Here is a 13899-nt window from a genome sequence, read left to right on the forward strand (position 1 = left end):
AGTCGTTCTGGAGCAAGGGGGGGGCCGCCAAGTAGCTCACCCGCGGCTCAGGAGAACAGCCTGAGCACCTGCTCGGACGTCAGGCAACCGGCCGTCGCCAGATCCAGGTTGGCCAGCGACATGTGGTGAGCCTCGTCGGTCGCGGCGGTGACGCAGTCGCTGACCGTGTGGACGGTCAGGCCGAGGTCGGTTCCCTGCCTGGCTGTCTGCTCGACGGTGAGATTGGTGGCCACTCCGGTCACCAACAGCGTGTCGATCCCGTGCTCGGCCAGCCACTGGGGGAGGTCGTTCCCGGCGAGGCCGGACAGCTTCTGGTTGTCGACGACCTGGTCGGCCGCGGCCAGGGTCCGCATTTCCGGGATCAACTGCGCCCCGGGAGCGTCCGGGCGGAAGGACTCCTGCGCGTCGCCGACCGCGTTCATGAAGCCCGTGTTGCGGACCAGGCCGCCCTCTCCCTCGGGCACGGTGAACCGGGTGAAGACCACCGGCACTCCTGCGGTGCGCATGGATTGATGGAACCGCACGGCGCGCTCCACGACGCCACTGCGCGCGACAGGCTCGCCGAGCATCGCGCCGAAGAACCCCTCGGGCTTGATGACGTTCACCTGCCAGTGCAGAGCGAGAACGGCGGTGGTCCGCGGATCGAAGGCCATGGTCACGATCCTGCCGTACTTTCTCCCCGAAACCTCCACCTTTGGGAGAAACGCACCCTGCCAGGCGGGTACGGCTCACGCCGAGGGGAAGCCGAGATCGAGGGCGGCGGTCGTCATACAAAGAGCCGGCAACGTTCTGCACCGAGCATCGCTCGGAGGAGGACCCCGCTCAGGGTCGCGGGGTATGGAAAGCCATATCCGATCGATCCGAAGTGCCCAGCACTTAGCCTGAAGGTGCGCCACTAATGAGTCGTCATCGTACGGTGAACACGCTTGTCAGGACGGCGCCGACCCTGCGCCGACTGTCGCTGCTGCCGGCCGTCATCACGATAGGGACCGTTGTCATGGCGTCGCCTGCGATCGCGGTGCCGGCAGGATCGGGCTACGGGAGCGGAAACGGCTCGCAGCGCGACAAGAACACGCAAGGCGCGCAGGGCAACGAGAGTCAGAACAAGACTCACCACACCAAGAGGAACATCGCGCACGTGCGGTCGAATCACAGCCCCATCAGGCTGAGTGGAGTACAGCAACTGAACAGCAACAGCGGCGTCACCGCTCTTCAGGCCGCGTTCTGCAAGAAGAGGCGCGATTGCAGGATTACGCAGAACTACTGGGTGGGCCACATGTAAGCGGGGTCGCCCGCTAGGAATCTACAATGTAAAGGCGGCGGATCAGGAGACGAGCGGTATGCGGAGGACGAAGCACGCGCCACCATCGACGGATTCTTCGACGTGCAGAGTGCCGTAGTGGGCGGAGGCGATGTCACGGGCGATGGCCAGGCCCAGACCGGCGCCTCCGCGGTCGCGGCCGCGGGCCGTGTCCAGACGGACGAAGCGCTGGAAGATGCGGTCGCGGTCGTCCGGGCGGACACCTTGCCCGTCGTCGGCCACGGCCAGCTCCGCGTGGTCACCGGTGCGGCGCAGGTCCACCCTCAGTCTGCGCGAGGCGTGACGTCGGGCGTTGTCCAGCAGGTTGGCGAGCAGCCGGGTGATCTGCCACGAGTCCGCCCCCACCGTCACCGCGCGCTCGAGATCGAGCCGCACGTCACAGCTCCCGGTCCACCGAGCCGCCACTGCCTCGACCAGACTCGTCAAATTCACCTCCTCCAGTCTTGCGTCGAGGTCGACCTCGAGCGTGGCCAGCAGGAGCAGGTCGTCGATGATGTTCTCCAGCCGGTCGAGGTCGGCGGTCAAATGGTCGAGCAGATCGGGCATGTCGATGTCGTCCGGGTGCAGTTGCGCCTCCTCCACCTGCAGCCGTAGCGCGGTGAGCGGCGTACGCAGCTCATGTGAGGCGTCCGCGGTGAATTGGCGTTGGCGGCGCAGCAACTGCTCCGCATACGTAGTCGCCTTCCTCACCTGCTCGTTCAGCTCTTGCATCTCCCTGGCGTGCGCGCTCGTCCGGCTCACGCCGGATCGAGTCCTTCTCCGCTGTTGAAGGAACGCGGACATGTCCTCCGTACGGTGGACGAACAGCACCACTGCTCCGTCCGAGCCGAGCACAGGCGAATTGATCATGCTCCAACAGTGGGCCTCGGACCGGTGTGCGCCGCGGGAGATGGGCATGGCGCACTTGTGCGGCGCCATCACGTCGGGTTTGCCCGTGGCTTCGGCCCGGCGCAGAGACGCCTCGAGGTTCCGCAGCGCGCGCTGCTTGACCGGATCGGCGTGGTCGAGGGCGCAGGAGTCGAGCACGTGCCGGCCCAGCAACTCCTCTCGCCGACGTCCGTGGGCGTCGAGATATGCCTGGTTGACGGCCACGATGGTCATGTCCGGCGTCATGGCCAGACAAGGGCTCGGAACGGCCGCGAACAGGGCGGCGTAGTCGAGGTTCTGCCTCATCGGTTCCTTCCAAGCGCGCTCAGCAGGGCTCGGGAATCCATCACCCTGTGCAGGTGTCGCTCCGAACCTCAGGCGTCCGGAGCGGCCGGACCTGCGAGAGGAAGTCGCAGGACGAAACGTGGATTGGCGGCGTACCCCCGGCCCGCCACGATCTTCGGGCTTGTCGGGGGGCCATCCGCTGTCATATGGATACGCAGCTATGACAAGACAGCCCTGCGGCCTGTGACAGCTTTGACAAAGCGCCATTGATCCGGCTCCCGGTTCGGCGTTGTCACTGATCGGAATGCCGCCCGTCTCCCGCGGCACTCACGCCGCGCGTTCCGTGGGCGGGAGCCGCCCGTCCGCGACGCGGCGGCAAGGACTGAAAGAGGTTCGCCGACAGCTGTCACAAGCACGGAGGCTGTCCTGTCTTTCCTGGCGAACCGGTCGGCAACGGGGGAGTGGCGCGCCCTCGCCCGGGTTTCATCGCCACCAGTTCACGAAAGGTAGGTCCCATGTCCGATATCGACCCGGCATCCACCGGGCCCAAGCCGAGATCAGTCGCCTGGCAGACCGCGGTCACCGTGCTGCAGGAGGCCGAACCGCCGTTCATCCCGCAGGGAGCGCACGCGATGACCTTGGTCGTCGCGTACCCGCCCGGCGACCCGGGCACGCCGCCGCACCGGCACTCGGGGCCGGCGTTCGGCTACGTGCTGGAAGGGGAGATGCTGTTCGAGTTGGAGGGCGAGCCGGAGCGGGTCGTCCGCGCCGGTGAGGTGTTCTGGGAGCCGGGTGGCGACGTCATCCACTATCAGGACGGCAACAACCGCGACGACATGCCGCTCCGCTTCACCGTCACGATGCTGTGCGAACCAGGCCAGCCGATGCTCACCCTGGTGGGCGACCAGGAGCTCGCCCAGCGCAAGGACCGTCGCGCTCCTCGCCCGTCCTGAGCGCGGATGGACGTGTCGCAGCATGGTGACGCAGCCGCCCGGCCTGTTGCGGATCCATCACGGCCAGACGATCACCGTTCGTGAGAAGCCTGAGCACCCGCCCGGGGTCCGTCAGGCACCCGTTGAATCCGCCCCTCCAGACAGCCGAGGCAAGACACCGGAGTCAAGACACCACATGAAACAGCAGCAAGGATCGGCCGTTCCGGGTTCGTCGGTGCGGATCGACACGCTCGACGGCCTTCGTGAGCATCTGCAGTGGGCGATCGAGTTGGAACATGCGACGTTGCCGCCTTACTTATGTGCGTTGTATTCGCTGGACCCGGAGCGGAATCCGGAAGCCGTGGATGTGGTGGGCGGCGTCTTCGTCGAGGAGATGTTGCATCTGACGTTGGCGGCGAACCTGTTGAACGCCGTCGGGGGCCGCCCGCGGCTGGACATGCCGGGGATGTTGCCGTCGCATCCGCGGCGGCTGCCGCATGGCGATCGGTCTTTGGAGTTGTCGCTGCTTCCCTTCGGCGGGGAAGCGCTTGAGATGTTCTTGCGGATCGAGCGGCCGGCGCCGCCTGGTGCTGCGGCGGAGGGCGAGGACTACGAGACGATCGGGCAGTTCTACGACGCGATCGAACAGGGATTACGCCATCTGTGCGACCGGCTCGGGGAGCGGGAGGTCTTCAGCGGTGATCCGGTTCGCCAGGTGGACGCCGGTCACTTCCGGCACACCGCGGGGCGGTTGATCGCGGTCACGGATCTGGCGTCGGCGCTGGCGGCGTTGGAGGAGATCGTCGAGCAGGGCGAGGGTACGGCCCGCGGTGAGGTGTGGGACGGCGACCGGGACGTCTGCCATCCTGATCGGGATGAGGTGGGGCACTTCTACCGGTTCCAGGAGCTCAAGGTGGGCCGGCGGTACCGGCGTGGGGACACGCCTCAGTCCGGCCCCACCGGCGAGGCGATCTGCGTGGATCTCGACGGTATCCGTCCGATGAGACGCAACCCGAGGCTGGCCGATCATGCCGTGGGCAGTGCGATCCGTACGGCTCAGGAAGAGTTCAACCACACTTACTGCGCCATCCTTCACCTGCTGGAACAGGCGTTCAACGGCAGCCCGAAGCTGCTCGCCGTCGCCACCGGCACCATGTTCGCGCTCAAGGCCCAAGCCCAGGCCCTGATGCGGATGCCCGATGAAGGAGGCGCGACGGCCGGCCCCACCTTCGAATACGTCGCCCCCGACCTGCGCCGGTGGAGTGTCGGAGACTCACAGCGGATCGTCGTCCTCCGCGACGGCCCTTACATCGTCTACGGCGGTGTGCCGCTCCGGCGCAAAACCAAGATCGTCTCTACGGAGAACAACGCGCTGACCTGGAAAACCGGCCGGCCTCTGAAAACCGAGGACACCTACGCGCTGTGCCGCTGCGGCCACTCGGGCTCCAAACCGTTCTGCGACGGGACCCATGCGGTGATCGGGTTCGACGGCACGGAGACCGCGGGGGTGCGACCGTACAAGGAACTCCAGCACGTCCACGACGGGGTGGGGATCTCGGCTCAGCGGGTGGGGGAGTTGTGCATCCATGCCGCCTTCTGCATCGGACGCACCAGGCCGATCGCCGAGATGCTCGCCGACACCGGCGACAGCGACGTGCGGTCCGACGTCATGGGTCGCATCGATCACTGCCCCTCCGGCTCTTACAGCTATGCCCTCCAGCGGGGCGGCGACGTGCTCGAGCCCGATCTTCCCGAGGCCGTCTCGATCCTGGAGGAAGAGGACGGGCTGGCCAGCGCGCTGTGGGTCACCGGCGGAGTGCCGGTCCTGCGGGCGGACGGCCAGGCACTGGAGACCCGCAACAGGATGACCCTGTGCCGTTGTGGCCATTCGGGCAACAAACCGCTGTGCGACGGAACCCACCGAGAGATCGACTTCCGCGAGGAGACACCGGGCTGACGGCGGTGTCACACCAGGACGTGCTGTCCCGTCTTAGCTGGTGACACCAAGACGACAGAGGACCTCGTGTGGACGATCTCGTCAGCCGGCGCTCGCGCCGGCCGATCAACGGCCTGGGAACGGGAAGGGCCTGTCTGCTTCCACCGGCACCCTCCTGGCCGCACGGCCGGCGAGGGCGGCAGGACATGACCGAGGCGGGCGCCAGGTCGCTGGCGGAGATGCTCGACGAACGCCGGCACCTGCTCGAGATCGCTCTGTGGATGTTCGGTTCGGCCGCCACGGCCGACCTGATCGTCCAAGAGACCTATCGCCGCTGGTACGCCCTCAACGATGAGGAGCGTGCCGGCATCGCGGTGCCGCGAGCCTGGCTGACACGGGTCGCCGGAGGCATCTGCCTGGAATCGCTCGCCACGCCCGCCGCCTTCCGGCCCCCCAGTGCCGCACCGAGGTCGGACTCGGCCTCGGCACCTGTCGCCGACGGCCCGGTTCTTCGCGGCGGCGCGGCACGGCACGTCTCAGGTCGGCCCACGTTCCGGAAGGCGATGCTCGACAGGCATGATCGTGTCGCGCGCCGGTTCGCGGCGGCGTGCGGCACCGGAGACGTGGCGGCGCTGAAGGCGGTCCTGGCCGCCGAGGCGCTGGTCGTGAGTGACGGCGGCGGCAAGCTGCGCACTTCAGTGCGTCCGACCTACGGCGCGGACGCCGTCGCCCGGTTCATCGCGGCTTTGCTGGCCGGTCCGCCCGACATCCTGGTGACCATCGAGTCCGTCAACGGCCGTACTGGTCTGGCGCTGAGGAGGGCGGGCCGCGCTGTGGCAGTGGTCAGCGTGAGCGTCGCCGGGGACGAGGTCACCGCTGTGTGGATCGTGCTGAACCCCGACAAGTTGCATCGCTGGCATCGCCCATGACGCACCCGCCCGGACCACGGTCTCCTCGTCCCTTCGGCAGGGAAGGGGCCAACCGGTGAACGACTCGATGCTCTCTCCGGATCATGACGACGGCGGCACCGCGTTCAACCCGATCTACATCGGTCACGTCGCCGTCAGCGGCGGCAGCTCCGCCCACGGTCGGGCCACCGGCAAGGCCCGCTCCGCCGACGGCGCCCTCGACGTGGAACTGCGGATGCCCAGGGAACTGGGCGGCGACACCATCGGCCCGAACCCCGAGCAGCTCTTCGCCGCCGGATACGCCGCGTGCTTCCACGGCGTCCTCAGCCTGGTGGCCCGGCAGCATCTCCTCGACCCCGGCTCCATCGTCGTGGAGGCGACCGTCGCCCTCGGCCGTGACCCCGACGACGCTGGTTACCAGTTGCGAGCCGACCTCGTCGTGATCTGGCCTGGAGTCGAGCGGGAGTCGGCCACCCCGCTGCTCGCGCAGGCGAGCGCGCTGTGCCCCTACGCGAAGATGACCCGCCAGGGCATCCCCGCCACGATCAGCCTCGCCTGAAGAGCGCGCTGACCGGCCGGACGCCCAGTCCGGGCGCGCGGCGCGGACGCTGGCGGCCGCGGCTCCAGACCGGCCCGTGCCAGGGGTCTGCCGCCAGCAGGAGGTTGCCGTCGAGGTCGGCGTCGTCGGCCAGGGCGGTGAGATGCGCGGCGGCGGCGATGCCGAGACCCGATTCCAGGTTGCAGCCGATCATCACGCGTAACCCGAGCTCCCTGGCCCGGCGGATCATCGCCAGCGCCGGATGGAGCCCGCCGCATTTGCCGAGCTTGATGTTCACGCCGTCGCCGCGCTCGGCGGCGGCTTCCAGATCCTCCACGCCCCTGCACTCCTCGTCGAGGACTATCGGCAGGTCGTAGCGCGCGTGGACGGCGGGGGCCTCCGGATCGCCTGGTGCGAGCGGCTGTTCGACTTGCCGGACGCCGCACCGGCGCAGCACGGGCAGCATCTCGACGGCCTCGGCCGCGTCCCAGGCCCCGTTGACGTCGACGGTGATCACGTTGGGGACGGCCGCCCGGACCGCCGCGACCCGGTCGGCGTCCAGCCCGTCCCGGCCGCCCAGCTTGAGCTTCACTGTGGCGGACGCGGGCAGCCGCCGCGCGCGGGCCGCCATCGCGGCCGGGGTGCCCAGCGTCACGGTACGCATCGTGCTGAGCCGTCCGCGCCGCAGCCCGAGCAGCCGATAGACGGGCCGGCCCACGCGTTTGCCGAGCAGGTCGTGGAAGGCGGCGTCCACGCCCAGGCGGGCGGCCGGCGTGATCCCGTCCATCCGGGCGTGCAGGGAGGCCAGGTCCCGTCCCAGCGGCCCGCCTTCCGCCACGGCCCGCAGCCCGTCACGGACGCCGTCGACGTTTTCTCCCAGGTATGCCGCGGGCCGGGCCTCGCCGTACCCGTGGAGGCCGTCCTCGCTGACACGGACGAACACGGTCGTGACCTCCTCGACGCTCGCCCGGGAGATGACGAACGGCTCGGCCAGCCGCAGCCGGTGAACGGTCCACGACAGCACGGCGGTTCCTCGCGATCGTGATTGGATGTCTCGAAACAAGCCTCGTACCTCGAACGCCCTGGAGCATGGTGTCATGCCGGACACTGCCGTTCGCCCAGCCATAGATGCCGATTTTTCCGGAATCGCGCAGCTCTATTCTCAGGTGGGATTCCGGGCCGGCCTGGTGGACGATGTCCGGTTCGTCCGTGACGTTCTTGGCGGCAGGGTGTTCGTGGCCGAGCGTGGCGGCGAGGTGGTCGGCGCCTCCGCCGGGCTCCTGTTCGGCCGGAGCGGCTGGCTCGGCGGGATCGCGGTCTCGCCGTCCGCCCAGCGCCAGGGGTTGGGCGGCGCGCTCACCGCCGAGACCATGGAGTGGCTGTCCGCCTCCGGGGCCGGGACCCAGTTGCTGCACGCCACGGCCGTCGGCCTGCCCCTCTACGCGCGCCTCGGATTCGTGACCGAGGTCGCCTGCGTCCAGTACCACTCGCCGGATCCGCTCCCGCCCGCCACGCCGTACGGCGTCCGCGACGGCCGGATGTCCGACCTGCCCGCGGTGCTCCGACTGGACCGCGAGGCGACCGGCGAGGACCGGTCGGCTCTGCTGACTCGCTGGTGGCCCTCCGACGCCCTGGTCTGCCTCGAAGGTGGCGAGATCACCGGCTTCCGTCTCGCGGCAAGCGGCAACCACACCGCCGGGGCCGTCATCGGCAGCACCCCGCAGTCCGGCCGAGCCCTCCTGCAAAGCGTGTACGGCGACATCGCCAAGGGCGGGGTCGCGATCCCCGTGTCCAACGGCGACGCGGCGGCCACCCTGGCCGCGGCCGGTCTCAGGGAATCGGTGACGACGACCCGGATGTACTACGGAGAGCGTCCGATGTGGCGGCCCACCTGGCTCTACGGCCTGTTCAACCTGTTCTGGGGATGATCCCTGGGCACGGTGATGATCCCGGTGCCCTTCCAGTTGGCCAGGAACATCTCCACCGAGACCTCCATTCGCTCGCCGTCCCGCTCGGCCGGGTCGTGGTACCGAAGCCCTCCCTCGGCGTTCCCGATCAGCACGATCTGGTGCCCCGACCCGCGATGGTCGCCGAAGGGCCGGTAGACCGACGTGATCACCGGGACGCCCTGGGCGAGCAGTCCGGTCACTGTGGCGAGCCCCTCCGCGAGCATCTGGTCGCGAACCCATTCGAGTTCCTCGGCGGTGTCGGCGCCGGGCTGCCGCCCGGCCAGGTAGGCCTTCTCATGGCCGTCGAGAAGCCGCCAGTTGCGGCGGCACGCCATGAGCCCGTGGTCCTGCAGGACGGCGACCAGTCCGGTGTGCAGCCAATGGCGATTCTCGTCCCAGGCCCCCGCTGCCAGCGCGCGGTCGAGGACCTGGGCCAGCGTGACCCGTGCGCCCCAGAATTCGAGCACCATCGTCAGGCAGGCGATCGCGCAGCATTTCGGCGCCCATGATCTCGTGCCGGGCTCGTCCTGCAAGCCCCATTGGGTGAAAAAAGGAACTCGCAGCAATTTTCGTCCGTCGCAATCCGGAAATAGTCGGCTATTACCAATTTGCGCTGCTTTCGCGGTCTGAATATTAGTATTGCAAGGTGCCGATGACCACTCTGCTTTCCCACGGTCCACCGGCCCCCGCGATCACCGCCGGGTTCTCGACGCGGCCCGACGGCAATGTCAGCCTCGCCCTCGGGGACGACCCGGCCGCGGTCCACCGGACGCGGGCCGCGATCCTCGACGCGGCCGGACTCGGCGGCCTGCCCGTGGCGACCGTACGGCAGGTCCACGGTGCGCGCTGTGTGACCGTCGACCCCTTCTACCTGGAGCGGGAGCCGTACCAGGCGGACGGGATGGTCACGGCGTCCCCCCGGATCGTGCTCATGATCGGCGTCGCCGACTGCGTTCCCATCGTGCTGGCCGACCCGTTCGCCGGATGCGTGGGCGTGCTGCACGCGGGCTGGCGCGGCCTGCACGCCGGGATCGTCGAGGCCGGAATCAACGCGCTTGTCGCCTTGGGCGGCGATCCGGGCAGGATCCACGCCTGGCTGGGCCCCTCCATCTGCCCCGATTGCTACCCCGTGGGGCAGCACACCAGGGCCCAGGTGACGCGACGATATCCGCAGGGAGCGGCCGTGACCCCGGCAGGCGAGGGCTCCCTCGACCTGATCGCGGCGTCGGTCGAGGCTCTGCGTAACGCCGGAGTAGATAAGCGCGACATCGTGGGGGAGTGCACCCTGGAGAACCCGGCCCGATGGTTCTCCAGGCGGCGTGACGGCCGGTCGGGCGTCCAGGCCGCGCTGGTGGCGATCTCCCGCTGAACGCAGGACTCTCCGAGGAGCGTCTCCATGTACCGTGTGGCGCTGGTGCAGAACCAGTCCGAGATGGCGCACTACGGCTACGCCGACGCCCGGCAGATGGTCGGCGACCGCGGCTACCGTGTCGAGCTCTACACCGGCGACAACATCTCCACGTTGTCCCGCCGCATGCGGGACGACGACCTCGACTGCGTCGCACTGGCCTCGAACGCCCTCAACGACCGTACGATCATGGACGAGCTGTGCACCCCCGAGTGGGCCGCCGAGCTCGGCCGCTTCCTGGAGCGCGACCGCGGCCTCCTCTCCTTCCACCAGCTGGGGCTCGCCATGCGCAAGGGCCCCACGATGCGGCTGCTCCCCGACCCGCTCGCGGCCATCCGCCCGGTCGTACGGCCCGCCACCGAACCCCTCGTCGCCGGGGATCCTCGTTTGCCTCGCGACGCCCCTCACGTGGCGCTCCTCTACCCCAACCCGGTCGACGCCGAGCTGGTCGCCGAGCGATGCATGAGCCTGCACAACCCGCGTGGCCTCTACTGGCACTACTGGGACGACGTCGACCTGACCGACTGGGACGTGCTCCTGTCCGACGCGCTGCCGCAGGCCGGCCCGCGGCCGCTCGTGGTGTCCACCAAGGAGTCGTCGCGCGGCCGGGTGGTCCTGTCGGCCCTTCCCCTCGACTGGCAGAAGCAGCACGAGCTCGCCGCGAACCTGTTCATCTACGCCGTGGAGGGGCGGCACAACACGGCGGTGCTGGCCCACCGGTCCCGCGAACCCGTCGGCTTCTCCTACCTGCTCGCCGGCATGCGCGACCGCCGCCTCGGCTTCCGCGTGTACGACATGGAGGCCGAGCAGGACGCCCTGATCGACCACCTCACCAACGGCATCCACACCTCCCTGGTGATCGAGCCGGCCGTGGACCACCGCCTTCCCGTGCCGCTCGAACGGGCCGTCGCGAGTTCGGTGGGCGCCGGGGAGCTGCGCGTCTTCACGTTCGCCGAGCCCAGATACGGTCACTCGATCCGTCCGCTGTCCGTGGTGAGCCCCGAGCTCTCCCCCTTACGGCTGCTGAGGTCCGTCGAGTTCCAGATCCACGCCGACATGGAGGGCGGGTACGTCGACGACAGCCTGTGGGGCCACGTCGAGACCCTGCAGACGCTGAACGAGCTGCCCGAATGCACAGGAGACTTCACCAAGGCGATGGCCGAGTCCTGGGTGATCGTGGCCAACCACGACAGGGCCGGGTCGTACGACGAGGTCTTCGGCGCGAGCGTGGCGCTGTGGTGGATGCGGGCCCGCTGTCTGGGCCTCGACGACTCGAGAACAGCCGAGACCCAGCGCTGGCTGCGCCGGACGATCCTCGTCTGCCCCGACCGCGACCGGGCCATGGCATACGTCACGTTCGCCGGCCTGCGTCCGCTCGAACGCGAGGAGACCGAGGACCTGCGCGGCATCGTGAACCGCCTCAAGATGGGAGACGCGGACAAGCCGAGTGAGGCCGACCTGGTCGTCTATCTGCGCGCTGCCGTGCTGGCCGACCTCATGGAGATCGTTCCCCGCATCGTCGACGTGCTGGCCGACTGCCAGGACGCCGACAGCCGGTGGGTCGACCCGATCACCACGGCGACGATCGTCAGCGCGCTGCTCGACGTCCATCCCCTGCTGCGCGGCCTGGAGGGGGCGGGCTCGACGGTGGCGCGGATCGAGGAGGTGTGTCTGCGAGCCGTCGTCTACATCCTCGACGAGCTGGGCCGCGCCTCCGGCCACGCCTACCCGTGGGGCGGCAAGGCCAGCGTGAGCGTGCGCTGTCTCCAGGCGTGGATCAAGTTCGACAGCCTGGTCGACATCCCGGTCCACACGGTCGTCGACGTCCTGACCGACCACCATCGGGAGGGCGGCGCGATGGCCTCCAGCCGTACGGCCCTGGCGGTGCTGGAGCAGATGAAGCAGGAGAACCAGCGCCTGAGGCAGAAGCTGCGCGTCGCCACGGACGACGCGGTCGCCGCCCGCCGCCTCGGATCCCGCGGGAAGGTCGCGATGCTCGGCACGGCCTTGGCCCTCTACCTCCTCGTGGGCGTCGGTGGCGGCATGGTCGCCAACGGCGGCTGGTCCGGCCTCGGCCAGGCCCTCGGCACCGGCTTCGGCGAAGCCTGGGGCATCCACCTGTCGGTACTGGGCCTGGCAGCCGCGCTCCTGGCCGTCCCCTGGCGCCAATGGTTCAGCCGCGACAACTCCCGCCCATGACGGCAGCGACCGGCGTTGCGCTGTCTGTGCCGAAGTTCGTCACCGGAGATGCGGGGACTGCTCCCTGGACAGGAAGGCCGGCTGAACGTTCCCATGCTTACGGTCGATCGGGTTGATCTTCCCGGGAGGAGCCGTCGTGCCACCTCCCCAAGCTGTCGATGAGTTGCTCGATGAGCTGGTGGGAGACGGTTCCTGCCTGCATGGCGGTGCGATAGACGATTGGACCGACCAGTAGTGCCGAGAGGTCGATCGGGTCGGCGGAGATGTCGATCTCTCGGTTCGTGACGGCCAGCGCCAGCGCCACCTCGAGCCTTTCGTTGAGCGCTTCGAGGCACTCGTCGCGCTGCGTCGCGATGTAGGGATCCCACAGCGCGCCCTGCATCAGGGTGAGCGTGGCACCGGCGACCTGGGGCGTGGCGAGTTCGTCGGCGAGCTTGCGAAGCTGAGAATGCAGCCACGGGCGGACCGGCGTCTCCGGCTCGTGGAAGAACGGTATGTCGACACCGGTCATGACGTCGTGAAGCAGTTCCTCGGCCTGCGGCCAGTGCCGATACACCGTGGCGCGGCCGACGCCGGCCTGCTGGGCGACCCGTTGATGAGTGACCGCGGCGGGCCCCTCGTCGAGCAGCAACGAGCGGGCGGCGACCAGGATCGCGGCTCGGCTACGCGTGGCACGGGGATCGGTCGAGTTGCTCACGCCGCATTCTATGAGACAACTTGACTCAGAGGCGACTTTACTGCCACCCTCGCCCTGCGAGACAAATTGTCTCATAGTGCTTGGGTGGAGGATCGTCGTGAAAATAGTCGTCTTCGGAGCCACCGGCGGCACCGGGCGGGAGACCGTCACACTGGGCCTCGCCGCAGGTCATCACGTCACCGCGGTGGTGCGCCGACCGGAGGCCCTGCAGGCCCGGCCCGGTCTGCAGATCGTCGTCGTGCCGGACCTGGCCAACGCCGAGATGGTCGATGACGTGGTCGGTGGCCGTGATGTGGTGATCAGCGCGCTGGGCACCAACGCCAGGGGACCGGTGAGCGTCTGCACCGACGGCGTCCGCTCGATCCTCGGCTCGATGACGCGGACCGGGGTGCGGCGACTGATCGTGGTGAGCGCCCACGGTGCCGCCGAGAGCAACGACGGTTCCCTCTATGCGCGCAGTTTGTGGGCGATGCTGGGCCACAAGATGCGCGACAAGGACGAGATGGAAGAACTCATCCGAGCCTCCACCGTCGACTGGACGATCGTGCGCCCGCCCGCGCTCAGGAACAAGCCGCATACCGGCGTCTACCGCGTGGGCACGGACCTGAAGATCCGGCTCACGTCCGCGATCTCGCGCGCCGACCTGGCCGATTTCCTGCTGCGCGAGGCCACCACACCTGCCTTCCTCCACCAGGCCCCGCGTATCGCCGCCTGACCGCCGTGCCTCCGCGGGCGTCATGCCACTCTGGTTCGCCGGGGTTTTCCGACGCGGGGGTCAGCCGGCTACGCGGAGGGCGCGCGGGTCGTGCCCGAGACGTTGTCAGTGCCCGGAACGAGTGCCGGATTGCTGGGCCCCGAC

The 13899-nt window shown here is 68.9% G+C and carries 14 protein-coding genes; 9 read left to right on the forward strand and 5 right to left on the reverse strand.

Annotated features, from left to right (window positions below):
* Nucleotides 1-47 precede the first annotated feature (47 nt).
* A complete protein-coding gene (locus Psi02_RS18810; protein ID WP_203975819.1) occupies nt 48-653 on the reverse strand; it encodes a cysteine hydrolase family protein in 606 nt (201 codons plus the stop codon).
* 263 nt (nt 654-916) lie between these two features.
* On the opposite strand from Psi02_RS18810, the gene Psi02_RS18815 reads away from it, so the two are divergent.
* Complete coding sequence (locus Psi02_RS18815; RefSeq protein WP_203975821.1) at nt 917-1282, forward strand: hypothetical protein; 366 nt, start codon at nt 917-919, stop codon at nt 1280-1282.
* A 42-nt stretch (nt 1283-1324) separates the two neighbouring features.
* On the opposite strand, the gene Psi02_RS18820 is transcribed toward Psi02_RS18815, so the two are convergent.
* A complete protein-coding gene (locus Psi02_RS18820) occupies nt 1325-2494 on the reverse strand; it encodes a PAS domain-containing sensor histidine kinase (protein WP_203975829.1) in 1170 nt (389 codons plus the stop codon).
* 494 nt (nt 2495-2988) lie between these two features.
* On the opposite strand from Psi02_RS18820, the gene Psi02_RS18825 reads away from it, so the two are divergent.
* The 4 genes from Psi02_RS18825 to Psi02_RS18840 all read left to right on the forward strand — a co-directional run bounded on the left by Psi02_RS18825 (nt 2989) and on the right by Psi02_RS18840 (nt 6808).
* Nucleotides 2989-3426: a cupin domain-containing protein gene (locus tag Psi02_RS18825; protein WP_203975831.1), complete on the forward strand. Its 438-nt coding sequence runs from the start codon at nt 2989-2991 to the stop codon at nt 3424-3426.
* A 175-nt stretch (nt 3427-3601) separates the two neighbouring features.
* Entirely contained in the window at nt 3602-5362 is a 1761-nt protein-coding gene (locus tag Psi02_RS18830) for a ferritin-like domain-containing protein (RefSeq protein WP_203975840.1), read from the forward strand.
* A gap of 185 nt (nt 5363-5547) precedes the next feature.
* On the forward strand, nt 5548-6270 hold the full coding sequence (locus Psi02_RS18835) for a nuclear transport factor 2 family protein (protein WP_203975842.1): 723 nt from the start codon (nt 5548-5550) through the stop codon (nt 6268-6270).
* A 55-nt stretch (nt 6271-6325) separates the two neighbouring features.
* Nucleotides 6326-6808: an Ohr family peroxiredoxin gene (locus tag Psi02_RS18840; protein WP_203975844.1), complete on the forward strand. Its 483-nt coding sequence runs from the start codon at nt 6326-6328 to the stop codon at nt 6806-6808.
* On the opposite strand, the gene Psi02_RS18845 is transcribed toward Psi02_RS18840, so the two are convergent.
* Entirely contained in the window at nt 6795-7811 is a 1017-nt protein-coding gene (locus Psi02_RS18845) for an enolase C-terminal domain-like protein (RefSeq protein ID WP_203975846.1), read from the reverse strand. The two genes, Psi02_RS18840 and Psi02_RS18845, sit on opposite strands and share 14 nt — an antisense overlap.
* 142 nt (nt 7812-7953) lie before the next feature.
* Here Psi02_RS18845 and Psi02_RS18850 point away from each other — a divergent pair, with 142 nt between their 5' ends.
* Nucleotides 7954-8715 (forward strand): GNAT family N-acetyltransferase, encoded by a 762-nt coding sequence (locus Psi02_RS18850; RefSeq protein WP_203975848.1) that lies wholly within the window; start codon nt 7954-7956, stop codon nt 8713-8715.
* Here Psi02_RS18850 and Psi02_RS18855 read toward each other — a convergent pair.
* Complete coding sequence (locus tag Psi02_RS18855; protein WP_239094982.1) at nt 8685-9416, reverse strand: C39 family peptidase; 732 nt, start codon at nt 9414-9416, stop codon at nt 8685-8687. The two genes, Psi02_RS18850 and Psi02_RS18855, sit on opposite strands and share 31 nt — an antisense overlap.
* Between Psi02_RS18855 and Psi02_RS18860 the strand changes: the two genes are divergently transcribed.
* The gene (locus Psi02_RS18860) at nt 9389-10105 is read left to right on the forward strand and encodes a purine nucleoside phosphorylase YfiH/LACC1 family protein (RefSeq protein ID WP_203975852.1); all 717 of its coding nucleotides are present in this window, start codon (nt 9389-9391) and stop codon (nt 10103-10105) included. The genes Psi02_RS18855 and Psi02_RS18860 overlap by 28 nt on opposite strands.
* A 27-nt stretch (nt 10106-10132) precedes the next feature.
* Complete coding sequence (locus Psi02_RS18865) at nt 10133-12343, forward strand: hypothetical protein (protein WP_203975854.1); 2211 nt, start codon at nt 10133-10135, stop codon at nt 12341-12343.
* Nucleotides 12344-12440: 97 nt separating this feature from the next.
* On the opposite strand, the gene Psi02_RS18870 is transcribed toward Psi02_RS18865, so the two are convergent.
* Nucleotides 12441-13040 carry a TetR/AcrR family transcriptional regulator gene (locus Psi02_RS18870; protein WP_203975856.1) on the reverse strand — a complete coding sequence of 200 codons (600 nt, stop codon included), beginning with the start codon at nt 13038-13040 and terminating at the stop codon, nt 12441-12443.
* A 97-nt stretch (nt 13041-13137) separates the two neighbouring features.
* On the opposite strand from Psi02_RS18870, the gene Psi02_RS18875 reads away from it, so the two are divergent.
* Complete coding sequence (locus Psi02_RS18875; RefSeq protein WP_203975857.1) at nt 13138-13755, forward strand: NAD(P)-dependent oxidoreductase; 618 nt, start codon at nt 13138-13140, stop codon at nt 13753-13755.
* Nucleotides 13756-13899: the final 144 nt, after the last annotated feature.

The sequence above is a fragment of the Planotetraspora silvatica genome (genome assembly GCF_016863315.1).
Lineage (GTDB): Bacteria > Actinomycetota > Actinomycetes > Streptosporangiales > Streptosporangiaceae > Planotetraspora > Planotetraspora silvatica.

What these genes read in the sequence shown, in the direction of transcription:
- Psi02_RS18810 (WP_203975819.1), bottom strand. Translation starts at nt 653, where the DNA reads ATGGCCTTCGATCCGCGGACCACCGCCGTTCTCGCTCTGCACTGGCAG.
- Psi02_RS18820 (WP_203975829.1), bottom strand. Translation starts at nt 2,494, where the DNA reads ATGAGGCAGAACCTCGACTACGCCGCCCTGTTCGCGGCCGTTCCGAGC.
- Psi02_RS18825 (WP_203975831.1), top strand. Translation starts at nt 2,989, where the DNA reads ATGTCCGATATCGACCCGGCATCCACCGGGCCCAAGCCGAGATCAGTC.
- Psi02_RS18830 (WP_203975840.1), top strand. Translation starts at nt 3,602, where the DNA reads ATGAAACAGCAGCAAGGATCGGCCGTTCCGGGTTCGTCGGTGCGGATC.
- Psi02_RS18835 (WP_203975842.1), top strand. Translation starts at nt 5,548, where the DNA reads ATGACCGAGGCGGGCGCCAGGTCGCTGGCGGAGATGCTCGACGAACGC.
- Psi02_RS18860 (WP_203975852.1), top strand. Translation starts at nt 9,389, where the DNA reads ATGACCACTCTGCTTTCCCACGGTCCACCGGCCCCCGCGATCACCGCC.
- Psi02_RS18865 (WP_203975854.1), top strand. Translation starts at nt 10,133, where the DNA reads ATGTACCGTGTGGCGCTGGTGCAGAACCAGTCCGAGATGGCGCACTAC.